At 56.4% G+C, this 23,489-nt stretch carries 27 protein-coding genes and 1 other RNA gene; 12 read left to right on the top strand and 16 right to left on the bottom strand.

The annotated features are described in order from the left end of the window. Nucleotides 1–5: 5 nt before the first annotated feature. Nucleotides 6–287: a preprotein translocase subunit YajC gene (gene yajC / locus OA238_RS05650; RefSeq protein ID WP_015494439.1), complete on the bottom strand. Its 282-nt coding sequence runs from the start codon at nt 285–287 to the stop codon at nt 6–8. Nucleotides 288–490: 203 nt separating this feature from the next. On the opposite strand from yajC, the gene serS reads away from it, so the two are divergent. Further along, nucleotides 491–1,783 (top strand): serine--tRNA ligase, encoded by a 1,293-nt coding sequence (gene serS / locus OA238_RS05645; RefSeq protein WP_015494438.1) that lies wholly within the window; start codon nt 491–493, stop codon nt 1,781–1,783. A 22-nt stretch (nt 1,784–1,805) separates the two neighbouring features. Here serS and OA238_RS05640 read toward each other — a convergent pair whose 3' ends face one another. The 4 genes from OA238_RS05640 to OA238_RS05625 all read right to left on the bottom strand — a co-directional run bounded on the left by OA238_RS05640 (nt 1,806) and on the right by OA238_RS05625 (nt 5,880). Further along, the gene (locus OA238_RS05640) at nt 1,806–2,915 is read right to left on the bottom strand and encodes a phospholipase effector Tle1 domain-containing protein (protein WP_015494437.1); all 1,110 of its coding nucleotides are present in this window, start codon (nt 2,913–2,915) and stop codon (nt 1,806–1,808) included. A gap of 60 nt (nt 2,916–2,975) precedes the next feature. After that, nucleotides 2,976–4,391, bottom strand: a complete 1,416-nt coding sequence (gene tnpC / locus OA238_RS05635; RefSeq protein WP_015494436.1) for an IS66 family transposase — start codon at nt 4,389–4,391, stop codon at nt 2,976–2,978. Nucleotides 4,392–4,608: 217 nt separating this feature from the next. After that, nucleotides 4,609–5,421, bottom strand: a complete 813-nt coding sequence (locus OA238_RS05630; RefSeq protein ID WP_015494435.1) for an inositol monophosphatase family protein — start codon at nt 5,419–5,421, stop codon at nt 4,609–4,611. A 90-nt stretch (nt 5,422–5,511) separates the two neighbouring features. Beyond that, on the bottom strand, nt 5,512–5,880 hold the full coding sequence (locus OA238_RS05625) for a helix-turn-helix domain-containing protein (RefSeq protein ID WP_015494434.1): 369 nt from the start codon (nt 5,878–5,880) through the stop codon (nt 5,512–5,514). A gap of 309 nt (nt 5,881–6,189) precedes the next feature. Here OA238_RS05625 and OA238_RS05620 point away from each other — a divergent pair, with 309 nt between their 5' ends. Further along, the gene (locus OA238_RS05620) at nt 6,190–7,146 is read left to right on the top strand and encodes an NADPH:quinone oxidoreductase family protein (RefSeq protein ID WP_015494433.1); all 957 of its coding nucleotides are present in this window, start codon (nt 6,190–6,192) and stop codon (nt 7,144–7,146) included. A gap of 24 nt (nt 7,147–7,170) precedes the next feature. Here OA238_RS05620 and OA238_RS05615 read toward each other — a convergent pair whose 3' ends face one another. After that, nucleotides 7,171–8,055 (bottom strand): LysR family transcriptional regulator, encoded by an 885-nt coding sequence (locus tag OA238_RS05615; protein ID WP_015494432.1) that lies wholly within the window; start codon nt 8,053–8,055, stop codon nt 7,171–7,173. A gap of 114 nt (nt 8,056–8,169) precedes the next feature. Between OA238_RS05615 and OA238_RS05610 the strand changes: the two genes are divergently transcribed. Both OA238_RS05610 and OA238_RS05605 read left to right on the top strand, forming a co-directional pair. Beyond that, nucleotides 8,170–8,388 carry a DUF1127 domain-containing protein gene (locus tag OA238_RS05610; RefSeq protein ID WP_044036381.1) on the top strand — a complete coding sequence of 73 codons (219 nt, stop codon included), beginning with the start codon at nt 8,170–8,172 and terminating at the stop codon, nt 8,386–8,388. A gap of 180 nt (nt 8,389–8,568) precedes the next feature. Continuing rightward, on the top strand, nt 8,569–9,345 hold the full coding sequence (locus OA238_RS05605; protein WP_015494431.1) for a Bax inhibitor-1/YccA family protein: 777 nt from the start codon (nt 8,569–8,571) through the stop codon (nt 9,343–9,345). A 95-nt stretch (nt 9,346–9,440) separates the two neighbouring features. On the opposite strand, the gene OA238_RS05600 is transcribed toward OA238_RS05605, so the two are convergent. Together OA238_RS05600 and OA238_RS29755 are read right to left on the bottom strand one after the other, a co-directional pair. Next, nucleotides 9,441–9,935: a GNAT family N-acetyltransferase gene (locus OA238_RS05600; RefSeq protein ID WP_015494430.1), complete on the bottom strand. Its 495-nt coding sequence runs from the start codon at nt 9,933–9,935 to the stop codon at nt 9,441–9,443. A gap of 94 nt (nt 9,936–10,029) precedes the next feature. Beyond that, nucleotides 10,030–11,045 (bottom strand): IS630 family transposase gene (locus tag OA238_RS29755; protein ID WP_245581448.1). Its coding sequence is split into 2 segments (ribosomal slippage): nt 10,030–10,604 and nt 10,604–11,045, totalling 1,017 coding nucleotides; the frame shifts between segments, so codons are not numbered across the junction. Between the two features lie 535 nt (nt 11,046–11,580). On the opposite strand from OA238_RS29755, the gene OA238_RS05585 reads away from it, so the two are divergent. Continuing rightward, nucleotides 11,581–11,787 (top strand): hypothetical protein, encoded by a 207-nt coding sequence (locus OA238_RS05585; protein ID WP_044036379.1) that lies wholly within the window; start codon nt 11,581–11,583, stop codon nt 11,785–11,787. A gap of 65 nt (nt 11,788–11,852) precedes the next feature. Here OA238_RS05585 and rpmG read toward each other — a convergent pair whose 3' ends face one another. The 8 genes from rpmG to OA238_RS29750 all read right to left on the bottom strand — a co-directional run bounded on the left by rpmG (nt 11,853) and on the right by OA238_RS29750 (nt 17,606). Beyond that, on the bottom strand, nt 11,853–12,020 hold the full coding sequence (gene rpmG, locus OA238_RS05580; protein ID WP_015494428.1) for a 50S ribosomal protein L33: 168 nt from the start codon (nt 12,018–12,020) through the stop codon (nt 11,853–11,855). A gap of 99 nt (nt 12,021–12,119) precedes the next feature. Then, entirely contained in the window at nt 12,120–13,166 is a 1,047-nt protein-coding gene (gene mgrA, locus OA238_RS05575) for an L-glyceraldehyde 3-phosphate reductase (protein ID WP_015494427.1), read from the bottom strand. Nucleotides 13,167–13,353: 187 nt separating this feature from the next. Then, nucleotides 13,354–13,768: RNase P RNA component class A (gene rnpB, locus OA238_RS29475), an RNA gene on the bottom strand. An 11-nt stretch (nt 13,769–13,779) separates the two neighbouring features. Continuing rightward, nucleotides 13,780–14,457, bottom strand: coding sequence for an N-acetylmuramoyl-L-alanine amidase (locus OA238_RS05570; protein WP_015494426.1), 678 nt, complete (start codon nt 14,455–14,457; stop codon nt 13,780–13,782). A gap of 4 nt (nt 14,458–14,461) precedes the next feature. Then, entirely contained in the window at nt 14,462–15,208 is a 747-nt protein-coding gene (locus OA238_RS05565) for a hypothetical protein (protein WP_015494425.1), read from the bottom strand. Between the two features lie 48 nt (nt 15,209–15,256). Then, nucleotides 15,257–16,735: an Asp-tRNA(Asn)/Glu-tRNA(Gln) amidotransferase subunit GatA gene (gatA, locus tag OA238_RS05560; protein WP_015494424.1), complete on the bottom strand. Its 1,479-nt coding sequence runs from the start codon at nt 16,733–16,735 to the stop codon at nt 15,257–15,259. After that, the gene (gene gatC, locus OA238_RS05555; RefSeq protein ID WP_015494423.1) at nt 16,735–17,022 is read right to left on the bottom strand and encodes an Asp-tRNA(Asn)/Glu-tRNA(Gln) amidotransferase subunit GatC; all 288 of its coding nucleotides are present in this window, start codon (nt 17,020–17,022) and stop codon (nt 16,735–16,737) included. The genes gatA and gatC overlap by 1 nt, the downstream gene beginning before the upstream one ends. Nucleotides 17,023–17,150: 128 nt before the next feature. Further along, nucleotides 17,151–17,606 carry a nucleoside deaminase gene (locus tag OA238_RS29750; RefSeq protein ID WP_015494422.1) on the bottom strand — a complete coding sequence of 152 codons (456 nt, stop codon included), beginning with the start codon at nt 17,604–17,606 and terminating at the stop codon, nt 17,151–17,153. A 126-nt stretch (nt 17,607–17,732) separates the two neighbouring features. Here OA238_RS29750 and OA238_RS05545 point away from each other — a divergent pair, with 126 nt between their 5' ends. From OA238_RS05545 to OA238_RS34420, 7 genes are all read left to right on the top strand, one after another. Then, the gene (locus OA238_RS05545) at nt 17,733–18,719 is read left to right on the top strand and encodes a pseudouridine synthase (protein WP_015494421.1); all 987 of its coding nucleotides are present in this window, start codon (nt 17,733–17,735) and stop codon (nt 18,717–18,719) included. A gap of 204 nt (nt 18,720–18,923) precedes the next feature. Further along, on the top strand, nt 18,924–19,118 hold the full coding sequence (locus OA238_RS05540; RefSeq protein ID WP_044036374.1) for a hypothetical protein: 195 nt from the start codon (nt 18,924–18,926) through the stop codon (nt 19,116–19,118). Nucleotides 19,119–19,120: 2 nt separating this feature from the next. After that, a complete protein-coding gene (locus OA238_RS05535) occupies nt 19,121–19,993 on the top strand; it encodes a 5-bromo-4-chloroindolyl phosphate hydrolysis family protein (protein ID WP_015494420.1) in 873 nt (290 codons plus the stop codon). Between the two features lie 27 nt (nt 19,994–20,020). Then, entirely contained in the window at nt 20,021–21,220 is a 1,200-nt protein-coding gene (locus OA238_RS05530; protein ID WP_015494419.1) for a toxic anion resistance protein, read from the top strand. Nucleotides 21,221–21,225: 5 nt separating this feature from the next. Then, on the top strand, nt 21,226–22,200 hold the full coding sequence (locus OA238_RS05525) for a DUF2927 domain-containing protein (protein ID WP_245581446.1): 975 nt from the start codon (nt 21,226–21,228) through the stop codon (nt 22,198–22,200). Between the two features lie 45 nt (nt 22,201–22,245). Beyond that, nucleotides 22,246–23,361 (top strand): SPFH domain-containing protein, encoded by a 1,116-nt coding sequence (locus OA238_RS05520; protein WP_015494417.1) that lies wholly within the window; start codon nt 22,246–22,248, stop codon nt 23,359–23,361. Then, nucleotides 23,358–23,486 carry a hypothetical protein gene (locus tag OA238_RS34420; protein ID WP_275450492.1) on the top strand — a complete coding sequence of 43 codons (129 nt, stop codon included), beginning with the start codon at nt 23,358–23,360 and terminating at the stop codon, nt 23,484–23,486. Before OA238_RS05520 ends, OA238_RS34420 begins: the two co-directional genes overlap by 4 nt. Nucleotides 23,487–23,489: the final 3 nt, after the last annotated feature.

Genomic DNA, 23,489 nt, shown 5'->3' with positions numbered 1-23,489 from the left:
CTTGATCATTTCTCGGCTGGCTCAGTCTTGTTGAGAACTTGCCCGATGGTTGAGCGCACAACGCGGACTTTCACGCCCTCTGCCAGTTCAACTTCAACTTCAGCATCGTCCTTGATTTTGGAGACTTTACCGATAAGTCCTCCAGCGGTCACAACCTGATCGCCACGGCGCAACGACGCCACCATCGCTTGATGTTGCTTAAGCTTTTTTTGCTGCGGACGGATCAGCAGGAAATACATGATCGCGAAGATCAGAATAAGTGGGATGAATTGGCCGAAGGAGTCCATGTCGTCTTTTCCTTGTTCTTACACGAAGGCACCCCCCTCGCGTTTGAGCGACACTACGAATGTGGCGCGGGATTCGCAACGCGTACAAACGTCAAATATGTACGCTGCGGTTTTATGCAATCCATATGCGATCCATTCGCTTTCCATACCCGCAATTTTGCGGCATATGAACGGCCATATACACCGATCAAAGGACCGATCCCATGCACGACATTCGCGCCATCCGAGAGAACCCCGCAGCCTTTGATGCAGCCCTGTCCCGTCGCGGCGACGCACCCTTGTCGGCTGAACTGCTCGCCATGGACGAAGCGCGGCGTGCCAAAATCCTCGCAGCGGAAACCGCGCAGGCGGACGCCAACAAAGCCGCCAAAGACGTCGGAGCGGCGAAAGCGCGTGGGGATAACGAAGAATTTGAACGCCTGCGTGCGCTTGTCTCTGAAAAGAAGGCACAAATCGCGCAGCTTAATGATCAAGCAAAGGCCCAGGCCACTGGACTTACAGCGCGTTTGGCGATGATCCCGAACCTGCCCGCCGATGATGTCCCCATGGGGGCAGATGAAAACGACAACGTCGAAATCAGCCGCTGGGGCACGCCGCGCACGTTTGATTTCACGCCCGCCGAACACTTTGACATTTCGGCAGTGAAGCCCAACATGGACTTTGAAACCGCCGCCAAGATTTCCGGCAGCCGTTTTGTTCTGATGTCGGGTGCGGTCGCGCGCCTGCACCGCGCCTTGGCGCAATTCATGCTTGATATTCATACGGTTGAAAACGGTTTGACCGAGATGAACACACCTGTCCTCGTGCGCGACGACGCGATGTATGGCACCGACAAGCTGCCAAAATTCGCTGGTGATAGCTACCAGACGACCGAAGGCATGTGGCTGATCTCCACCTCGGAAATCCCACTGACCTATATCGCCGCTGGCGACACCATCGACGCCGCATCCCTGCCGCGGCGCTACACCGCGCATACCTTATGTTTCCGCTCCGAAGCGGGCAGCGCCGGGCGTGACACCTCCGGTATGTTGCGCCAACACCAGTTCGAAAAGGTCGAAATGGTATCCGTTACCCATCCAGACGAATCAGACACCGAACAAAAACGCATGCTGCGTTGTGCCGAAGATTTGCTTGAACGCCTTGAAATTCCTTACAGAACCGTTTTGCTTTGCACGGGCGACATGGGCTTTGGCGCACGCCGCACGTTTGACATCGAAGCCTGGTTGCCCGGTCAGAATGCCTACCGCGAAATCAGTTCGGTTTCGACCACGGGCGAATTTCAGGCCCGCCGGATGAACGCCCGATTCAAGCCAGCGGATGGTGGAAAACCGCAGTTCGTTCACACGCTGAACGGCTCCGGCCTCGCCGTGGGGCGCTGCCTGATTGCGGTGTTGGAAAACGGCCAACAAGCCGATGGGTCCGTCACCATTCCAACGGCCCTACACAGACATATGGGTGGCAAAACCATGATCAATGCCGACGGAACGCTCGGTTAAATCGCGGCCAAAGGTCGTCGCGCTAAAGCCATTCTCGGGGGCGCGTCACCTCATCGGGCAGATGGGTGAAGCCCCCGTCGACCCATTTTCGCGCCGCGCGCATATTTTCGCGCTGCGTGTCGTCCATTCCATGCAATTGATGATAGGCCCGCGCCAACGTCCGGTTTCGACGATAATCCGGCGCTTTGAAACATCGATCCACGGCTGCCATCGACATTTCATCGACAGACGCAGGCCCCCTGCGATCCCTTGAAATCGCGTTCATCAACGCCCCTGACAGACCCACCGGCCCAAACTTATTGTCCAGCGGATCGGTGACATCAAAATGATACGCCACCTTGTCGATCTGCGGCCAGTCAATCGCCAAACCTGCACGCACGGCCCCCAACGCGACCCAATTCAACGAAATTGAACTCAGGCCGATCTGGTTGCCGCCGCCACCAACCGACCCATGGTTACCAGGGAACCAGTGCTGCATGTGGCTCGGCACCAGATTGCTGTCATATTTTTCGTTCAATTCCGGCATGTTAGACCACGGATAGCTAGGGAATGTGATCCGGCGTTCATCAATGGCGATGGCGTGGCGCGCCGCCAAAACCATCGACGACAACTCAGCGTCATGGAAACGGTATTGCACGTTCAGCCACTTGGAAACCGGAAGAAATTCCGGCGCGCCAAGCGCGGACACCGTGTCCCAGACCCCAAGATAGGCGATCTTCAGCGCCACGACATCCGCCACCGAATGGCCCATCCGTTTACGCCACGCGCGTTCCTTATCGCTCGTCGTTACGCGTGGCGCAAAATCCAAACGATAGGCATGGCTTTCGTCCGTATTGGGGTGCGTCGTCGGGTCCATACTGCGGTAGCGTTTGATCGCATCAGGAATATCCGCCAGACGCTCACGCGCAGGAATTCCGCAGGATCGGATCAGCCCGACCAAAGATCGCGCCGCAAATGACCCGCGTGAAAAGCCAAAAATGCAAATTTCATCGCCCGGTTCATAGAAAAACACCAGATTGCGATAGGCGTTTTCAATGATCGCCGTCAAACCCCAGCCAAGCGCGCGCCCGAACTGAACTTCGTCCCGTTTTCCGGACAGTTTGCTTATTGACCCTACGCTGCCATTTTCCAAGTCATATCGTAACTCCCAAGGACCCCATCGGATATCGGGTTTTGTGTTGCCCTTGCGACGTTAGAGCCGAGCGATGATCTGTTGTGGTGATAGGGTGAGTGTTTCGAGGATATTGCCCCCGTGTTTTCTGACCGTCGAGATGACGGATCTGATGTCAGCGAAGACCTGCGCGCCCTCGAGGGTGCGGAAAGTTCCCGAGATTTTCATGCGCAACTTCATCATGCGCAGGTCCCGTTCGGCCTGATTGTTGGTGAAGGGAACTGTGAAGTCCGTAAGGAACCTTAGGACGTCATCACGGTAGTCGCGCAAGCGGACCAGAAGGTTATGGCCTGGCCGCCTGGCTTTTCGGCCTCGCGCACCAGTGCGTCTAGCCAGTGGGTCTTGTCGCTCATGGAAGGCGAGGCCCTCGGTGAGGATCGCCATGTATTTGGTGAGGATGCCGTGGTGAACCGACGTGGGGAGTTCGGTCTCGCCTCGCCCCTGAGCCGCGCACTTGAGCTGATTGGCGCTGTTGAGCAGCACGCTCATCGCGCACGCCCACGGCTCCTTTTCGATTTCTTCGATGGCCTTGAGTTCCCGTAAATGATGCGCCCCGCACAGGGCGTGCGCGTCCACCCCACTCATATGGGCGTAATAGGACTTCCAGTGGTCATGAACAATTGTCCCGCCGGTCAGGAAGGATGGAACAGCACCGCGCTTGGCGCTGATGCGATAATGCGTGAAGGCGAGATCGCTGATTGAGTGCAGCCAGTGCAGCTTACCAGCAACACGAAGTCCGGTCTCATCCAGATGCCGAACGCCGCCTTCATTGAGCCGGGCCAGAATGTGTTCGACGACGCCACCCAAGGTACGCGCTGTGCCGTTCACCCAGTTGGTCACGCTGGCCGCGCATAGGCTGGTGGCACCAAACAAATCACGCAGGAGTTGGCAGACCCGATCCTCGGGGATCAGCTGCTGAACATTGCAGTAGACCGCCGCCGCCCGAATGCGCTTACCGTATTGCACGTGTGCATTCACGCCATCGGGAAAGGTGGCTGTCGTCGTGGCTCGGCAATGGCCACAACAATAAATCGCTGCCTGATGCTCTGTGACCTCCAGACGCGGCACCGGTATGTCATAAACCTGACGCCTCTCCACCGCCTTGATCATCCCAGCCGTCAAGCCATGCTGACAGGTGCCACAGGCCTCAGCCTCATGTCGCTCCACAAAGTCAGGCGTTGCTGTCTGACGTAGGGTGTCGCCTCGGTGGCCAACTTGGCCACCACTTTTCTTACCGGACTTACCACGCAGGCTACGCGGTACCGGCTTCTTCAACCCATCACTCGAAGGCGGCTTGCTGCTATTACTGCTGTTCTTGGCCAACTGACGCCGCAGATCCGCATTCTCTTGCGCCATGCTCGCCAACGCGGCTTCCAACTCGGCGATCCTGCGCAGAGCCGTGGCGAGGAGTTGTTCAAGAGCAGTAACTTGGTCCATTCCACCAATGATTCAGAGAAATCGTCACAGCGCCACGAAATTCAGACCACAACAGAAAATTCATGCGCCTAATGGCCAAGGAGACTCACATCAAAACTGACAAAAACCCGTTATCGGCTGGGGTGCTTGGGAGTTACGTCTTTGCTTGATAAATATCCCGGGGAGTCCGCAGGACGGGGCAGAGCCCCACTTGATCGGATTGGCGCAGCCAATTCGACTAAAACTTTGCCAAAATCGCCAATGCCTGTACATGCAATGCTTCGTTTGCTGCCGCCAAAGCCCGCCCACCCTCGTGGGCTGGGCAGCCGCGCCAGTCAGTGACAAGTCCGCCTGCAGCCTTGATCACAGCAATCGGCGCTTGAATATCATACGCGCTCAGCCCTGCTTCGATGACAAGATCAACCTGACCTGCGGCCAACAACGCATAGCCATAACAGTCCATGCCATATCGCGTCAGCTTACAGCGCTTCGCCACAGCATGAAATCCAGCGCCATCTTGCGCAGTGCCGACCTCTGGAAACGTCGTCAAGATCGTCGCATTGGCCAATTCGGTTGTGGTTTTGGTTCCAAGGGCACGCGGTCCCAATGGGCCGACCATTTCAGCACAGCCAAAACCGCCTTCAAAGCGCTCACCGATGTAAGGTTGATCAATGATGCCATAGAGTGGGCCCTGTGCGTCACGCACAGAAATCAGCACACCCCACGTCGGCGTGCCACTGATAAATCCGCGCGTACCGTCAATCGGGTCAAGCACCCATTGTAATCCGCTGGTTCCGTCACTGATCCCGAATTCTTCGCCAAAAATTCCGTCCGCCGGGCGCAGGTCAGCCAAAACTGCCCGCATGGCTTGCTCCGCGGCGCGATCAGCTTCTGTGACGGGGTCAAACCCAGCAACGTCCTTGTTGTCGGACACAAGACCCGACCGGAACAGCGGCAGGATCACATCACGTGCGGCGTCAGCCATCACATGGGCACAAGTCCGCAGCGCGGCCTGTTCATCTGACGTCAGGGGTATCTTCGAAAGGGTCATCACACGCGCCTTTGGCCAAACTCTACCTGCTGCGGTAGCCGCGGTGGTGACCAAAGGTCAAGCGGAATGGCTTGGCTAAATCAGGCGGGGCTACGCCGCTTCACTCAGCACACGGGCAAGGTCGAACAGACGACGGCGTTGATTTTCGGGAATTGCATAGTAGGACCGCAACAAATCCAAGGCTTCTTTGTCGGTCAGGATATCGCTGGGCATACCACCAATGTCTTTCCCAATAAGATTGCCTTCCAGACCTTCAAAGAAGAACGCAACCTCAACGCCCAATGCATGGGCAATGTCCCAAAGTCGTGACGCGCTGACTCGGTTCATGCCGGTCTCATATTTTTGGATTTGCTGAAACTTGATGCCAACCTGATCAGCAAGATGTTGCTGTGTTGTGCCACTGACCCAACGGCGGTGGCGGATGCGTTTTCCAACATGAACGTCAACTGGATGCTTCATACTTTACTTTCTATGCGCTTTATAGCTGGGTCTTGGCGTGATAGGCAGCGCCGCGACTTTCTGATTTACCGGTGCAGTTTTTACCGCTCTGGTTCCCTTAAAACGATCCAACTCGAAACACGCAAGAGCTGTATCTAAAACCTTATACTTTAGGATAGGTAGAGCCGCCTTTAGGATAGGTTCGTTCTACATGCCCTTTCAGAACGGACTATGCTGTTGGATTTATCGGCTAACACTCCCCCATAGATACCCGCCAGAAAAACGCTAACGACTTGTTTCTGAACGGGTAAAATTCTAAGAAAGTTCCCCATGCGCGCCTTCCAAGTCACCTCATTCGACACGCCAGCCGCCTTGATTGACGCACCAGCGACGCCACCCGCAGAAGGCGAGGTCCTGCTGGGCATCCAAGCTTGCGGACTTAACTTTGCGGACCTGTTGATGGCAAATGGCACCTATCAGGACACACCCACCCCACCATTCACCTTAGGAATGGAAGTTTGCGGCACGGTTCTGGCGCTTGGTGCTGGTGTGACGACCCCTGCACTTGGTGCGCGGGTCGCGGTGTTTGGCGGCCAAGGCGGGCTCGCCGATCAAGGTGTTTTTCCGGCCGCCCTGTGCCGCGAAGTCCCTGACACGATGACGTCCGAGATCGCCGCTGGGTTTCAAGTGGCATACGGCACGTCCCATCTTGCCCTGACCCGCCGCGCCAAGCTGCAGGCGGGGGAGACGCTGTTGGTTATGGGGGCGGCAGGTGGCGTTGGCCTGACGGCTGTGGAAATCGGCAAAGCCATGGGCGCGACTGTTATTGGTGTCGCGCGAGGAGCGGCAAAAATGGCCGTGGCCAAGGCCGCAGGTGCGGATCACGTGATCGACGCCAGCGAAGATATCACAGCTGCAGTGCGCGCCTTGGGTGGTGCCGATGTGGTTTATGACCCTGTGGGCGGTCCGTCCTTTAAGGCCGCACTCCGCGCAACCAACCGCGAAGGCCGGATCGTGATCATCGGCTTTGCAAGCGGCGACATCCCGCAAATTCCCGCAAATCACCTGCTGGTCAAGAATATTACGGTCATCGGGTTTTACTGGGGTGGCTATCTAAAATTCAATCCAACAGCGTTGACTGACAGCATGGGCGAATTGCTTGACTGGTACGCACAAGGTCGCCTTAAGCCCCATGTCAGCCACGTTGTACCACTCGATAAGGCGGCAGATGCGCTCGAGCTGCTGCGAAGTCGTAAAAGCCCCGGTAAGGTTGTCGTGGCGCCCTAAGCCCTGACTTTGACTAGCACTTACTCAGGCACTGCGTCGTTCCACGTCCGCGCCGGCCCATTCCGACAAGTAAGAATGGCGGATCATGTCATGCAGCGCGGCCTGAACAGGGTCATCTTTGGCCTGCATATACAGCACGATCTGGGTTTTTCCGGGATCAGGCAGCGCGCCATCGTGGGGCACCGGAGCCGTCTGGCGCGGGTACACGCCTTTGATCAGTGCGTGTACCGCAAGATCCGCGCTCACCACCGCATCAACCGCGTTATCAAGATCGGATTCCACCACCATCTGCCAATCGAACTGGGCTTGATCCAACCGTTTCAACACACCGGAACGAAAGATACAGTTCTTACAGAACGCGACGGGCAGCGGGCGATTGCGCCATGCGATGCCGTCCACGGCGCCGACCCAAACCAGCGGCAGTGTCACCAGTGATTCGCCCCCCGGACCGGGGTGCAATTCGGTCGTCACGATCGCATCAATCTCTCCGCGCCCGAACATTTCGCGCAGGGTTTTCGTGGGCGACGACACCAGCTTGATCTTCATACGGGGGAAATCGGCAGCAAATCGGCGCAAAACCGGCGGAATATAAGGATAAATGATGTCGTGCGGAACGCCAAGGCTGATTTCGCCTTCGTAGTTTTCTGCCGTCAACCGCCGCAGCGCTTCATCGTTCAGCGCTAACATGCGCCGCGCATAACTGAGCAATTGTTCCCCCTCTGGTGTCACCGAAATCTGGCGCGCAGATCGATCAAGCAGGGCTAAATTCAGGCTTTCTTCCAACCGTTTGAGCTGCATCGACACCGCCGACTGCGTCAGGTTGAGCAGCCCCGCCGCCTTTGTCACACCGCCCGCGTCCGCGACCATGACAAAAGAGCGCAGCGCAGTCATGTCCAGATTTCTCGCCATATCACTAATCCTGATGCTTCATCTATCAATCATTCATTTTCATTATGACGCAAGATCGTGGATATATCAACATATCGAATGAAACAGTGACATTGCATCACGAAAGGACAGGACATGACATTTACCCTCAACCCCGCACACGCCCAAATTTCACGCAGCCGCGGCACCGCAAGATTGCCATTCATCACAACGGCTTTCACCGTGTGGACCCAGCGCCGCGCCTTGGCAAAGCTTGATGATGCGCGTCTCAAAGACCTCGGAATTTCGCCGCAGGCCGCCACGATTGAGGCCGCGCGCCCGTTCTGGGACCTCCCAAAGCGTCTGTGCCAATAAACCGTCACAGCGGTCAGCGTATCATGCACAACAAATTTGCATACAAATGCGTGGATTAGCCTGCGGTTTCTCTTGAAATACAGATAAACCATGCCAATATCATCACCAAGGGAGTTTCAGCGGCCAGTTTTGGGCAGCCGAGGCCTGAATGTTTGAATTATATACCCTGGAGGGATGTACATGGCTGACTACAGAACCCCGCAAATGGGCGCCACCGTTGGCGTTCACACGGCGGAAATCGATGAGGGACTGCGCGCCCATATGAATAAGGTCTACGGGCTGATGTCATTTGGTCTGCTTATGACGTTCTTGGCGGCATGGGCGATTGGCACGATGACTGTGTCCGCCGTGCCAACACAATACGCAATTGGCTCGAACCAATACCTGACTGATTTGGGCGCAACGCTGTATCTCAGCCCGCTCAAGTGGGTGGTTATGTTCTTGCCACTGGTTTTAGTGTTCGTGTTTAGCGCGATGATCAACCGCATGTCAGCCGCCGCTGCACAGACGTTCTTTTATGTGTTTGCGACAGCCATGGGCGTGTCGATCTCTTGGATCTTTGTGGCGTTTACCGGTGCATCTATCGCGCAGGTCTTTTTGATCACATCAATCGCTTTCGGCGGTCTGTCGCTTTGGGGATATACCACCAAGCGCGACATTTCCGGCTGGGGTGGCTTTTTGATCATGGGCGTTATTGGCCTGATCGTTGCGTCTGTCGTCAACATCTGGTTGCAGTCCGACGTCATCGGCTGGGCTGTATCGATCATTGGCTTGCTGATTTTTGCGGGTCTGACAGCTTACGACACACAGCGGATCAAGACCGACTACATCGCGCACGCAGAGCACGGCGATCAAGAATGGATGGATAAGTCTGCGATCATGGGCTCGTTGAGCTTGTATATCAATTTCATCAACATGTTTATGTTCTTGCTGCAACTTATGGGCAACCGCGAATAACATTTAGATGATTTAATTTGTAGGGCCGCCCTTGATTAAGTTCAGGGGCGGCCCTTTTTTTTCGTTTGGCCCGAATGTGCTGCGCAAACGCAAAGCTAAAGGTGGCGTTCCATTTCAATCACGGGGAAATCGATTCCAGCCGCGAGAGGGACGCTAACGGGTCCAAGCGTCTCAAAGCCCATCGCCGCATAAAATGGCGCGGCAGTCAGGGTTGAAAGGCAGTGAAGACGGCGCAGGCCTATGCTTTCGGCGTCAGCGCAAATACGGGTCAACAATATGCGCGCCACGCCACGCCGTGTGGCACGATCATCCGTGACAACATGGCGAATATGGCCAACACCGCGTGTGATACTGCCTGTGCCTGGTGGCGCTACAGTCCAACCGCCCGCTCCAAGCACGACGCCATCCTCCTCCACCACATAGTAGGTCCCACAGGCCAGCAGCGCGGACTGTGCGCGACTTATCAACGGCACAGCCATCACGATGGTCGATGGTGGGTAGTCCCCCTTCAGCAGGCGCGGATAAGCCCACGCCAGAAGCGCATCTACTGCGGCGATATCCCGCTTGGTGGTGGCGCGAATTTGAAACATCGTATCCTCCAACATCGTCAAGTTGTTAACCTATGGCACGCGCGGCTGCTCCCATTTGTGCCGCCGCGGTTTGGGCATAATACCAATGGCCGAATTAAGTGACCCTTGCCCATTCTCGATCTGTGATTGAACTTATTCGCTCTGGGTCGTTCGCAAAGAAGTTCCAAGCTTGTGCACATTTGTCGAGTATTTCGTCATAGGTGTCGAAAACTGTGATTGCGAGTTTATTGGCTCGCAGATAAGCCCAGACGTTTTCCATGGGGTTCAGTTCGGGTGAATACGGTGGCAGCTTAACGAGAGTAATTTTATCTGGCACCTGCAAACATTTTGCGCCATGCCACCCCGCCCCATCAACAATCAGCAAGGCATGTGAGCCGGGTGCGACAGCTTTTGCGATCTCATCAAGATGCGGCCCCATAGCCTCGGCGTTGACGTAGGGCAGGACGAGACCTGCGGCGGTACCACGTGCGGGACAAGCGGCACCAAAGATATAACTCCATTTGAAGCGTATATCACGGGGTGCGCGCGGGCGAGTTCCACGCTTGGCCCATTTACGGGTGAGTGTCCCCTGTTGTCCAACGCGGGCTTCATCTTGGAACCATACCTCAAGAGGCTTCCCCTTTGCATGTTCTGGCAGAGTATCGTTTACGAGGCTGGTAAAGTTTTTTTAAAAGTCTGCTGCGCTTCGCGATCAGTTTTCGGATGCTCTGGACGCACAGACAGGCGGCGAAAGCCATGCTTGGTTAGATATTTCCCAATCGTACGCACATGCAGTTTCACGTCGAACTCCTCTTCAACACGAGCCTGCAAGTCGACACAACGCCATCGTACTACGCCATCTTTTACTGGGTCGGGCCCGGCCTCCACCCAAGCCACAAATTGCGCCTGTTGCTTGGGCGACAACCGTGGTTTTGCCCCCTTGCCATTCCGATCCGATAACCCCTCAATGCCTTCTGCGTTAAAGCGATGCGCCCAATCTCGAAGTGTTTGTCGATCCATACCACTGCTGCGGGCAGCCGTTTCACGATCCACCCCATCAAGCACCAGCGCTATGGCCAGTAGTCGCCGTACAACCCGCCCATCCTTGGTTCGCTTTGCCGCACGGCGCAAATCTTACGCAGACATATCCGTGCGCGTAATTTTTATGGCTCCACCCATGAGCACCTCCCAATCTATGGAGGTCATTGATTCAGAGTTTGCCAAAAATTAAAACCAAAAAAATGAGTCAGATATTATGGCCACTGATATAAGGCGAACTTTGTGAAATTGATGCAATCTTTCTTTGGCGCAGCGCCGTCTTTGACCTCCGTTGCGCAGGCATTGACACAGGCTGAACCCGCCATATCCGCAAGACCGTGACAACAGGTTAACGTGCGGGCCATCGGTGGGCTGACAGCGCTTGGGTTCGGCCGTAGCGGCGACGTCCTCCTCGTGACGTCACACAACGGACAAAGCGTCATGGAGGCCACAACGGGCGAAATCATGTACCCCAATCGCGACGCTGACGGCTTGAATACCTCAGCGCTTAAAGGAACACGGCTGGATCATCCAGCAGACGAACGGTTCGATATGGCTGGGCTGTATGGTGGGGCGTTGCGGACGATGGTTGGTCGGTTGAAAAGATCGCCACACCCGCAAGCGTACAGTGTTTGCTGCAACCGCCAAACGCATCCATTCGTTTCGCCGAGCAAAATGGAACGGCTACGGCAAGGATGCGACGTTTTATTTGATGGGCACTGCGGGGGATGACATCCATGCGCACGGATTTTCTTGGACGGGCCGGATTTTAGCACTGGCGACGTCTGGCTCGCTTACGCTTTGGTCGCGCCCTGCCCCACTTTCGCTGTCGTAATCGCACAAACGAAAACGGGCCACCCTGTTAGGGTGACCCGCTAAAGTCGTCAAAGTCAGGTGACCTTACTTGATCTTACCTTCTTTGTATTCGACGTGCTTACGAACAACGGGGTCATATTTGTTAACAACCATCTTTTCCGTCATCGTGCGTGCGTTTTTCTTTGCCACGTAAAAGTGGCCGGTGCCTGCTGTGGAGTTCAGGCGGATTTTGATCGTGGTTGGCTTCGCCATGGGTTCTCTCCGATTTCGCGCAAATTATTGCAGCGATTAAATGCATCTGAAACCCGCCTTCTAAGGGGTTGAGCGCCCGAGTCAACTGCAAACGGCGGGTTAAACGCCTTCGGATGAATTCGCCCAGAGGTTCAGGCCCTTGTCGTTGGCAAATTTGTCGATTTCGGTCAGCTCTGACGGGGTGAATTCAAGGTTTTGGGCAGCACCCGCACAGTCCACAATCTGGGCCGGATTTGACGCGCCAATCAGCGCTGTGGTGATGGCCGCACCGTTCGATCCGTCGTTGCGCAAAACCCATGATATCGCCATTTGCGCCAAGCTTTGGCCACGGGTTTGTGCAATGGCATTCAGCCCTTGCAACGCCGCGACCATCTTATCTGTGATGACGCCCGCATCCAGTGAGCTGCCCTTCGTGGCGCGGCTGCCGTCGGGAATGCCGCCAAGGTACTTATTGCTGAGCAATCCTTGCGCCAAGGGCGTGAAGGCGATGGACCCGACCCCGGCTTCTTTCAGCGTGTCCTTTAATCCGTCACGTTCGATCCAACGGTTAAGCATATTATAGCTTGGTTGATGGATCAGACACGGCGTGCCGAGGTCTTTGAGGATCGCCACAGCCTCGCGGGTGCGTTCAGAATTATACGATGAAATACCGGCATAAAGTGCGCGGCCAGATCGCACGATATGATCCAGCGCACCCATGGTTTCTTCCAGCGGCGTCTCGGGGTCAAAGCGGTGCGAATAAAAGATATCGACGTAATCCACACCGAGCCGTTTGAGCGATTGATCGCACGACGCGATCATATATTTACGGCTGCCCCATTCGCCGTAGGGCCCAGCCCACATGTCGTAGCCCGCCTTGGAACTGATGATAAGCTCGTCGCGATAGCCCTTGAAATCGGTGGACAAAACCTCACCAAACGCTTCCTCAGCGCTGCCCGCTGGGGGGCCGTAATTGTTCGCCAAATCAAAATGCGTAATGCCGTGATCGAACGCGGTACGACACATGTCGCGTTTGATGTCATGCGGCGTCGACTCACCGAAATTGTGCCACAAGCCAAAGGACACGGCGGGCAATTTCAGGCCAGAATTACCACAACGGCGGTAAATCATCTGGTCGTAGCGGTCAGCGGCGGGGGTGTAGGTCATATGAGGGCTCCTTTGAGCACAGATTGTCGAAGGGTGCGACGGAGTGCAACACATGGCGTGCCGATACAGGCGCGCCATAAGTTCTGAGCGTTTTGAAACCCCATCGCACTGTAACTGCTGCGTGCGCAGTAAGTTGGCTGCGCCAACCCACTATTGCGCACCCGTACTTTCGACCCTTCGGTCGAAAGTACGCGGAGGATCTATAAGCCGGATTTTGTTCCTTTGGGGCCGAAACCCCAAATTCGATGACCATTCATCTCAAGCATATGTTGCCATATGCCCTCTAGCTGCCAACCCGGACCTGCTCGGATCAAGACGATCCTGCGCAAGTTACCCTGCACGCGCGGCCCCTATTTGGCATTGCTCCCGGTAGGGCTTGCCATGCCAGCGATGTTACCATCACCGCGGTGGGCTCTTACCCCACCGTTTCACCCTTACCTTGCTGATCCAAAAGCGAACCTTTGTCACAGCAAGGCGGTCTGTTCTCTGTGGCGCTATCCGTCAGGTTGCCCTGCCCGGGCGTTACCCGGCACCGTGCCTTGATGGAGTCCGGACTTTCCTAGATGCAAGTTGCCCCGCACCTCGGCCATCCAATCCTCCGCGTGAGATTGCCCTAAGATGTACGCCCGAACTTCGCAACTGGAAAACGCGCGGCCAGATCAGCCGTCAGCGCACAATCCCACCCATCCAGCGGCCCAACGTGGCCCTGTCTGTGGCGCAGACGAAACGCCGACAGCAGTGTCGTGGCGTCAGTGTCTGCAGTGTAGCCAATCGTGCGGGCATCACGCACAAACGCATCAGCGTCGCACGTAACGGCCCTAGTTGCCGTCGCAGCGACCGCCAAGCCAGACCGCACCAATCGCGCCCAATCGAACCGTGCACCGGGATCAATCTTGCGCCCCGGCGCGAGGTCGGAATGCGCAATCACGCGACTCGCAGGGATCGCCCAACGGTCAATGATTGCAGGCAACAACACCTCAAGCGCGTCCATCAACGGTACGGCAAAGGGCGATGATCCGTTGTTTGAAAGTTCAATCCCGATGGAGCGTGAATTAATATCCGTGACGTCGCCCCAAGACCCCGCGCCCGCATGCCACGCGCGCTGATCCTCGGCGACGAGTTGAACCACATCGCCTTGTTCTGAAACGATATAATGGGCCGACACTTCGGCGTCTGGATTGCAAAGCCAGTCCCGCGCTGCGGTCCAATCTGGCATCGCTGTGTAGTGCAAAACGATGATGTCGGGGACAGCCCCGTCGCGGCGCGGCCCACAATTGGGCGACAAGCCCAAGGGTTTAGTTGCCGGCTGCAATCGCGCGGAACGCTTGGGGGTCCCAGCCGCAGGCGAACCCGTCGCCGTCCGGATCAAGGCCCAAACGGTCGCGCTGGGGACCACCACGGCTGATAAAATCACGCTGTGCATCATCGGGCGTGCGATAACCAGAACAGTTGCGCTGGAACCGTGCTTCGGTCGAGAAACCCATGCGATCAAACACGGTTTCGCCGCGATCATTGGGCGCTAGCAGGGCATATTGTACTATGTTTGGTCCGGCATTGCCTGTCCGATCGGGCAGCGCTGTGGCTTGGATTTGTTGATATGCTGCGGCCTGACGCGCGCGGCGATCGGCGTCGCTTTCGATGCTTTCACGGCCGGCGACTGCATCAAAGCTCTGTTCGTCAGAAATTTCGGGGTTAGACCGCAGAGCGGCTAGCGGTTGGTCGGGCTGTTGGGCGCCAGTGTTTGCGCCAGTATTGGTTCCGGCAGTGTTAAGTCCGCCAGTGTTCATCCCGCCAATGTTGATTCCCGCAGCCGCCAGATCGCTACTTGTCACGCCTTGATTGTTGGTTGGCGGGACAATCGCGGTGCCAGATGGCAGCGGCGTGCCTTGCAATGACGCTTCTCGGCGGGCGCGTTCCAGTTCGTATTGGGCATAGTCGTTGAACCCGACACCTTCTGCGCTGTTGGGAACCTGCTGTTGACACCCTGCCAAGGTCAGCAAGCTAACACCAACAATCAATATATTTTTCATACGCTTAGCCATGGTGTCTACTTTAACTATCTGTCATCAAACGACGTCACTTTAAACAGTTTACCACCATCGGTTCGGTTTTGCCACAAATTGAGCCGCACGTTCCAGTGTGTAAGCAGTATTCAGCAAATCGCCTTCTTCCCATGGCCGCCCGATAAGTTGCAGGCCAAGCGGCAGGCCGTTCTTATCGAGGCCTGCTGGCACCGCAATTCCGGGCAATCCGGCGAGGTTTACCGTCACCGTGAACACGTCATTGAGGTACATTTGCACCGGATCCGCATCCGTCATTTCACCAAGCCCAAAGGCCGCAGAGGGGGTCGCGGGGGTCAGAATGGCGTCGATGCCATCGGCAAATACATTTTCAAAATCACGCTTGATCAGGGCACGCACTTTGCGGGCGCGGTTGTAATAAGCGTCATAAAATCCGGCACTTAGCACATAGGTACCGATCATGACGCGGCGTTTCACTTCGCTGCCAAACCCCTCGGCGCGGGTCTTTTCATACATCTCTGTGATGCCATCGCCCGCATCCAGTTTGGCGCGATGACCAAAGCGCACGCCGTCATAGCGTGCGAGGTTTGAAGACGCTTCGGCGGGGGCGATCACGTAATACGCGGGCAGCGCGTATTTGGTGTGCGGCAGGGTGATGTCTCGAATTTCTGCGCCTGCGTCTTTCAGCATCGCGGTGCCGTCAGCCCAGAGTTTTTCTATCTCGCTCGACATGCCGTCCATGCGATATTCTTTGGGGATACCAATGACTTTGCCACGAATGTCGCCTGTCAAAGCCGACTCAAAATCCGGCACGGCAAGGTCGGCGGAGGTGCTGTCTTTGGGATCATGCCCCGACATTGCGCGCAGCATGATCGCCGCGTCGCGCACATCTTTGGTCATTGGGCCCGCTTGATCAAGCGAGGATGCAAACGCCACAATGCCCCAACGTGATACGCGGCCATAGGTTGGCTTGATGCCAGTTATTCCAACAAAAGCAGCAGGTTGGCGGATAGAACCACCGGTATCAGTCCCTGTTGCCGCAAGACAAAGATCGGCTGCGACGGCGGATGCGGATCCGCCAGATGAGCCACCGGGGGTCAGTTCAGCTGCGTCGTTGCCGCGTTTCCACGGATTGACCGCATTGCCATAAACCGAGGTTTCATTGGACGAACCCATGGCGAATTCGTCCATGTTCAACTTGCCCAACATGACCGCACCACCTGCGAACAATTGGCTTGTGACAGTGCTTTCATATTCGGGTTTGAAGCCTGCAAGAATGCCGGATGCTGCCTGTGAGGGCACGCCTTTGGTGCAGAACAAGTCTTTGATTCCCAACGGGATTCCGTTCATGTCACCGCCGTCTTTATTGGCGTCTGCGGCGCGGGCCATGTCCATCGCAAGCTCTGGGGTTTTGTGCACGAAAGCATTCAAAGCGCCAGCTTTTTCGATCTCGGACAGGCAGGCTTGTGTCAGTTCCACGCTGGTGACATCGCCTTTTTTCAGGGCGTCGCGGGCTTCGGAAATTTTCAGTTTTGACAGATCAGACATTATTCAACAACCTTCGGAACGGCAAAAAAACCTTCTCGGGCATCAGGGGCATTTGCTAGGATTTCAATGGGTTGACCGCCATCCGTGACCACATCAGTGCGGCGTTTCAGGCGCTGCGGGGTGACCGAGGTCATGGGTTCAATCCCCTCAACGTCGACTTCGTTAAGCTGTTCGATGAAACCCAGCATCGCGCTGAATTCTTTAGCCAATTCAGGCAAATCAGCCTCAGGCACTGCAATGCGCGCGAGCTTGGCGACGCGGCGGGCGGTTTGAATGTCGATGGACATGGGATTTCTCCGTTAGACGTTTGATCCGCTTTACCCGTGGCGCGGCTGGGCTTCAACCTTGGAAAAATCAGCAAACCAGTCGACTTTGTACAAAACATCTCAGAGAGATGCATGGTTTGTACAAAACGTCAGCTGCCTCTTTTTGCGGCAAAGAAAGACTTTAGTAAGGTTTCGGACGTTTCTGCGGACAGTCCATCGTAGACTTCGGGTGTGTGGTGACATTGCGGATGCGAGAAGACGCGCGGAGGCTGGGCGACCCCGCCGGATTTCGGATCGGACGCGCCGTAATACAGCCGCGCGAGGCGGGCGTTGGCAATGGCGGCGGCACACATCGGGCAAGGTTCGAGGGTGACGTAAATGTCATGCCCTGTCAGCCGTTCTTGGCCCAACGCGGCGCAGGCAGCGCGAATGGCGAGGATTTCGGCATGGGCCGTGGGGTCGTTGAGTTCGCGGGTGCGATTGCCAGCGGTGGCGATTACCAATCCTGTCGGTCCAATTACGACCGCGCCGACAGGCACTTCGCCGCGGGCAGCGGCGGCGCGCGCTTCGTTGAGGGCAGCGTCCATGTGGGTGCGGAAAGTCATGTGCTTTTGTGTCTGGGGATCGGGGTCCTTGGCAAGGACCGGTTTCCCTTCGGGGAGGATATTTTTGAGACAAAGGCAATGCGCGCCGCGCTTGCGATGACCGGTGTGAGCGATTAAGCGGGGCGAATGAATGATGACGAGTCCAAAACACCCGCCCCCAAAGCCAATCCCGACACCAAGGCCATTCCGGGTGATCGTATCGCCAAGGTTTTGGCCCGCGCAGGCGTGGCCAGCCGCCGCGAGGCCGAAAAGATCATCGAGGCTGGGCGCGTCACGGTCAACGGCAAGACCATTTTGACGCCAGCGCTGAACGTGACGGACAAGGATCGCATTGTGGTTGATGGCAAACCATTGGCCGAACCAGAACCGCCACGCATCTGGCTGTATTACAAGCCAATCGGCTTGGTCACGAGCGAGCGCGATGAAAAAGGTCGCGAAACCGTGTTTGATACCCTGCCCGATGACATGCCGCGTGTGGTGTCGGTCGGGCGGCTTGATATCAATTCCGAAGGGCTGTTGTTGCTGACCAACGACGGAGAGCTGAAGCGTAAGATGGAACTGCCCAGTACCGGTTGGTTGCGCCGCTACCGTGTGCGTATCAACGGGTCCCTGTCGGAGGCCAAGCTGGATGAGTTGCGCGCAGGAATCCAGATTGACGGTGTGCACTACGCCCCCGTCGAGGTGAAATTTGACCGCCAGCAAGGTGCAAATGCCTGGCTGACTATGGGTTTGCGCGAAGGCAAAAACCGCGAGATCCGTAAGTTGATGGAAGCCATGGGCGTTGTCGTGAACCGCCTGTTGCGCATTTCGTATGGACCGTTTCAGTTGGGCACATTGAAGCCCGGCAAGGTCGAAGAAGTGAAACAACGTATCGTGCGCGACCAGATGGGACTGCGTGAAACGCCCAAGCCCACGATGGTCGGCAAGGCTGCGGAAAAGGGTAAACGTCCGCCCCCCAAGCGCGGCACGGCTGCGTCGGCAAAGCGGTTTACCGATCCTGAAAAACGCAATTCAGACCCCACAAAGCGCAATACTGGTGCCGTTGAGCGCAATTCTGGCCCGACCTCAGGTCATTCGGCGGGTCGCTCGGCGGGGAAACCGCCGCGCAAATGACCCTTGCCCCCGTGATTTGACTGTGCATGGATATGCATTGGTTTAAATCGGGTTTTCTGGGGACGCCGTCATGTCTTTCGACTATGTCATATCACGGCTTTTGCGGCTTGGCGTTTTGGGGCGCAGAATGCGCTTTAGGGCCTCGTAAAAGCGGTTGCAAGCCACTACCTATGGGCGAGCTGATTGCCAATGGGAGCCTGACGCATGGTGCGAATCATCCTTATTCTACTGATCGTCACCGCTATTGCGGTCACAGCTTTCTGGCTGGGTCAAAGGGCGGTTCTGGCAACACAATCCACGCGGGAGGCGCGCTTGCCTGATACAGTAAAAACCATCTCATTTGTCTTGTTGATCCTGCTGATGTTCGGTGTCGTCACCGGCTGGCTTGGGTGGCTTTAGGTTTGGCCAAAAAGTTCGGTGGAAAGTTTAGCCCTGACGAGACAGCGCCTGACGGTATCCGTGAGGCCGTTGTCGATGAGCGCAAGGTCACTGCTGCGGGATCGGAAGCAAAGGTGCTGTTCGTGCCCGGTGTCTTGCTGGCGTTCTTGTCTTTGAATGAGGGCGCGTTGGATCTGATTTTAGGTCTGATCGGGGCTGGGGTGTTGACGTTGTCTGCGTGGTTGACCCGTGATGGGCTGCGGGCCGCAGCGGCGTTCGAGTTGCGCAAGGTTGCACGAAAGCCAAGAATACCGCGCAAATTGTTCGGGACTGTTCTGGCAGGTGTCGGCATTGTATTGGCGTCACTGTCCAACGATCCCAGTATGTTGGCCGCAATTATCTATGGCGTTGTCGCCGCTGGTTTGCACACGGTGGCGTTTGGCATCGACCCGTTGCGCGACAAGCGCATGGAGGGGATTGATACTTTCCAACAAGATCGGGTCGCCAAGGTCGTTGATGAGGCAGAGGCGTATCTGGTATCGATGAAAGATCACATCGACAGTATTGGCGATCGACATCTGGAAACCCGCACAACGCAGTTTCAATTGATGGCGCGACGGATGATCCACACTGTCGAAGAAGACCCACGCGATCTGACTGGCGCGCGTAAGTTTTTGGGCGTCTATCTGATGGGCGCGCGCGATGCGGCGGCGAAATTCGCTGACATATACAAACGCCAGCGCAATGAAGATGCCCGCGCCGATTTCGAGGCGTTGTTGTCTGACCTTGAGCAGAACTTCGCCGCCCGAACCGACAAAATGTTGCTAGATGATCGCAGTGACATGGATATAGAAATTAAAGTGCTGCGCGATCGGTTGCAGCGAGAAGGCCTGTAAACGTGCCAAACATGAGGGGGACACACGATGTCTGATACTGTTGCAAACAACATGCAAAAAGCCCAAGCGAGCCAGAAAGAGGTGGAAAAAGTCACCGCCGTCGTTCTGGCAGAGCCAAAAAATGAATTGGTACCGCTCGCGGCCGCTGACAAGACAACCAGCGCCGCGATCAACAAGCGTATGGCCGAACTGGACATGTCGGAAACCACTTCAATCATTTCGTTTGGATCATCCGCGCAAGCCGAATTGCAGGTGATTTCACAATCCATGCTGCAAGGTGTGCGCAATAAGGACGTCGGTCCGGCGGGCGATTCACTGCGCCAGATCGTGACGACCATTCGCGGGTTTAACGTGTCCGAGCTGGACGTGCGCCGCAAACGCAGCTGGTGGGAAGCCCTGTTAGGGCGCATGGCCCCTGCTGCACAATTTGCCGCGCGGTTTGAAACGGTTCAGGGCCAGATTGACAAGGTCACGGACGATCTTCTCAAGCACGAGCATGTGCTGCTGAAAGACATCGAAAGCCTTGATGTTCTTTATGATAAAACGCTGACGTTTTACGACGAGCTGGGGCTGTATATTACCGCTGGTGAAGCCAAGTTGAGCGATCTTGATGCCAAAACGATCCCCGCCAAGGAGGCTGAGGTTGCCGCAGCGCCCGAGGATAAGGGCGTCATGATGGCGCAGGAATTGCGCGATATGCGCGCGGCCCGTGATGATCTGGAACGCCGTGTGCACGATCTGAAACTCACGCGTCAGGTGACGATGCAGTCTTTGCCGTCGATCCGTTTGGTGCAGGAGAACGACAAATCACTGGTCACCAAGATCAATTCGACGCTGATCAACACGGTGCCGCTGTGGGAAACCCAACTGGCGCAGGCGGTGACGATCCAACGGTCTGCCGAGGCGGCTGTGGCCGTGCGCGAGGCCAACGATCTGACCAACGAGTTGTTGACGGCGAATGCCGAAAACCTGCGATCTGCCAACAAGATGATCCGCACTGAGATGGAGCGCGGCGTGTTCGATATCGAGGCAATCAAGAAGGCCAATGCGGACCTGATCGGCACAATCGAGGAATCGTTGCAGATTGCGGATGAAGGCAAGCGCAAGCGCGCCGAGGCAGAGACCGAGTTGAAGAACATGGAAGCCGAATTGAAGTCCACGTTGTCGGCAGCCAAGGCGAGCGGGACGGCATCCGGACACAACATCGCGTCGTCTGCAGGAGCGTAGGCAACTTGGGCAAACTGGCGGGCGGCATTTTCGGGAAAGTGGCGGGCCTTGCGGTCTTGCTGACTCTTGCCGCCTGCACAGCGACAGGGCCGTTGGCCGTGTCACCGTCGCCGCAGACGCGCCCAAGCGGGTTAGTGGCGCCACCGCTTACCCCCGAATTGGCAACCCGGTCTGACGCCAGCCGCGCCCTGTCGTTGCATTTCCAGCGCGTGCAGAATGATCTGCTGGCACGTGGATTGCTGCGCACCGACGGTGGCGGGCCAGACACCACGTTTACTGATACGATTTTGGCGCGTAATTTCGTGCGGATCGCGCTGTTTGATGAATTTGTCGCAACACCCACTGGCCTGCGCGCGCAGCCTACGATTTCGCGCTTGCGGCGTTGGGAACAACCGGTGCGGTTTGTGGTGGAGTTCGGCGCGACGGTGCCCGAAGATCAGCGCCGTGAGGACATTCAATCTGTGGGTACGTTCGTGTCGCGGCTAAGTCAGGTCACGAGCGAACCGATGAGCATGAGCGATACAAACCCAAATTTTCACGTCTTGATCCTGAACGAAGACGATCGTTTCGGCTATGAGGGCCAGCTGCGTGCCTTGGTGCCCGGTATTGATGATACAAGCGTCCAAGCGTTCATGGATTTGCCGCGCGACACGTTGTGTCTGGTGCTGGCGTTTTCAGAGGGTGGCAGCCCGCAATATTCCAAGGCGGTGGCGTTGATCCGTGGCGAACACCCCGATCTGATGCGGCTGGCCTGTATCCACGAAGAACTGGCGCAGGGCTTGGGGCTGGCCAACGACAGCCCGCGAGCGCGCCCGTCGATTTTTAATGATGACGAGGAATTCGGATTGCTGACGACGCACGATGAATTGCTGTTGAAAATGCTATACGATGATCGCCTGCAAACCGGCATGACTGCGGCCGTAGCCGCGCCGATAGCACGGGTGATTGCGACAGAATTGATGAACAACGGGCCCGCATAGTTTTGGCGTGACGGGACAGATTTAACTAAGACAGGAACCACGAACATGGGCATTCTCGATTTTCTCACCGGCGAATTTATTGACGTCATTGAATGGACCGATGACACCCGCGACACGATGGTGTGGCGGTTTGAGCGCGAGGCGCATGAGATCAAATACGGCGCCAAGCTGACGGTTCGCACCGGTCAGGCGGCTGTGTTTGTGCATGAAGGCCAGCTGGCGGACGTGTTTACGCCGGGTCTTTACATGCTTGAGACGAACAACATGCCGATCATGACGACGTTGCAGCACTGGGATCACGGGTTCAAATCGCCTTTCAAATCGGAAATTTATTACGTCAACACGACACGGTTCAACGATCTGAAATGGGGCACTAAAAACCCGATCATGCTGCGCGATCCTGAATTTGGACCGACCCGTATTCGGGCGTTTGGCACCTATAGTGTGAAGGTCACAGACCCCGCCAAGTTCCTGACAGAGATTGTCGGCACCGACGGCGAATTCACCATGGACGAGATCAGTTTCCAGATCCGCAACATCATCGTGCAAGCGTTCACCCGAACGATTGCAGCATCTGGAATCGCGGTGCTGGATATGGCCGCCAACACCGCTGATCTGGGTAAACTGATTGCAGGCGCGATTGCGGATACGATTGCGGAATACGGCATTTCTATTCCTGAACTGTACATCGAAAACATCAGCTTGCCCCCTGCGGTTGAGGCCGCTTTGGACACGCGCACATCGCGCGGCCTGACCGGTGATTTGGACGCACATATGAAATACGCCGCCGCTGAGGCGTTGCGAGCTGGCGGCGAAGCGTCGGGTGCTATGGGCGCTGGCATGGGTGCCGGAATGGGCATGGCGATGGCACAGCAGATGGCAAATCCTTGGCTTAATTCGGCGGCGCAACAGATCGCACCTACCGCGCCACAAGCCGCGCCGCCGCCGCCGCCTGTCGAACACGTTTGGCATATCGCCGAGGCAGGCAAGACCACGGGGCCGTTTTCCAAGGCGTCGTTGGGACGCATGGTGGTTGATGGTACATTGACCCGCGCCAGCATTGTTTGGACACAGGGTCAGGACGGCTGGATGGCAGCCGATGAAATCGCAGAATTGGCGCAATTGTTCACTGTGATGCCACCCCCGCCACCGGGTGCGTGATCAGATTTGCCGCAATTGCGGTTTTGGCGATTGCCCATGCGGGATTTCACATCTGGTGGCACATAAAACTGCGCGATAATGCGTTGCGCATTATGGCGCTGAAGGCGTTTCACCGCTATCTTTAGCGG

This window comes from Octadecabacter arcticus 238, from assembly GCF_000155735.2.
GTDB classification, from domain to species: Bacteria; Pseudomonadota; Alphaproteobacteria; order Rhodobacterales; family Rhodobacteraceae; genus Octadecabacter; species Octadecabacter arcticus.
The sequence above is the reverse complement of the archived record's forward strand: the minus strand, read 5'-3'. Positions and strand labels throughout refer to the sequence as shown.

Bases quoted from the DNA above. Each gene is read 5' to 3' on its own strand.
- OA238_RS05610 (WP_044036381.1), top strand. From the start codon at position 8,170: ATGACATTTACCCTCAACCCCGCACACGCCCAAATTTCACGCAGCCGC.
- OA238_RS05545 (WP_015494421.1), top strand. From the start codon at position 17,733: ATGAATGATGACGAGTCCAAAACACCCGCCCCCAAAGCCAATCCCGAC.
- gatA (WP_015494424.1), bottom strand. From the start codon at position 16,735: ATGTCTGATCTGTCAAAACTGAAAATTTCCGAAGCCCGCGACGCCCTG.
- OA238_RS05540 (WP_044036374.1), top strand. From the start codon at position 18,924: ATGGTGCGAATCATCCTTATTCTACTGATCGTCACCGCTATTGCGGTC.
- serS (WP_015494438.1), top strand. From the start codon at position 491: ATGCACGACATTCGCGCCATCCGAGAGAACCCCGCAGCCTTTGATGCA.
- yajC (WP_015494439.1), bottom strand. From the start codon at position 287: ATGGACTCCTTCGGCCAATTCATCCCACTTATTCTGATCTTCGCGATC.
- rpmG (WP_015494428.1), bottom strand. From the start codon at position 12,020: ATGGCGAAGCCAACCACGATCAAAATCCGCCTGAACTCCACAGCAGGC.
- OA238_RS05625 (WP_015494434.1), bottom strand. From the start codon at position 5,880: ATGAAGCATCCAGTTGACGTTCATGTTGGAAAACGCATCCGCCACCGC.
- OA238_RS05565 (WP_015494425.1), bottom strand. From the start codon at position 15,208: ATGGCTAAGCGTATGAAAAATATATTGATTGTTGGTGTTAGCTTGCTG.
- tnpC (WP_015494436.1), bottom strand. From the start codon at position 4,391: ATGGACCAAGTTACTGCTCTTGAACAACTCCTCGCCACGGCTCTGCGC.
- OA238_RS05520 (WP_015494417.1), top strand. From the start codon at position 22,246: ATGGGCATTCTCGATTTTCTCACCGGCGAATTTATTGACGTCATTGAA.
- OA238_RS05600 (WP_015494430.1), bottom strand. From the start codon at position 9,935: ATGTTTCAAATTCGCGCCACCACCAAGCGGGATATCGCCGCAGTAGAT.
- OA238_RS05630 (WP_015494435.1), bottom strand. From the start codon at position 5,421: ATGACCCTTTCGAAGATACCCCTGACGTCAGATGAACAGGCCGCGCTG.
- OA238_RS05615 (WP_015494432.1), bottom strand. From the start codon at position 8,055: ATGGCGAGAAATCTGGACATGACTGCGCTGCGCTCTTTTGTCATGGTC.
- OA238_RS05605 (WP_015494431.1), top strand. From the start codon at position 8,569: ATGGCTGACTACAGAACCCCGCAAATGGGCGCCACCGTTGGCGTTCAC.
- OA238_RS05530 (WP_015494419.1), top strand. From the start codon at position 20,021: ATGTCTGATACTGTTGCAAACAACATGCAAAAAGCCCAAGCGAGCCAG.
- OA238_RS29750 (WP_015494422.1), bottom strand. From the start codon at position 17,606: ATGACTTTCCGCACCCACATGGACGCTGCCCTCAACGAAGCGCGCGCC.
- gatC (WP_015494423.1), bottom strand. From the start codon at position 17,022: ATGTCCATCGACATTCAAACCGCCCGCCGCGTCGCCAAGCTCGCGCGC.
- OA238_RS05620 (WP_015494433.1), top strand. From the start codon at position 6,190: ATGCGCGCCTTCCAAGTCACCTCATTCGACACGCCAGCCGCCTTGATT.
- mgrA (WP_015494427.1), bottom strand. From the start codon at position 13,166: ATGACCTACACCCCCGCCGCTGACCGCTACGACCAGATGATTTACCGC.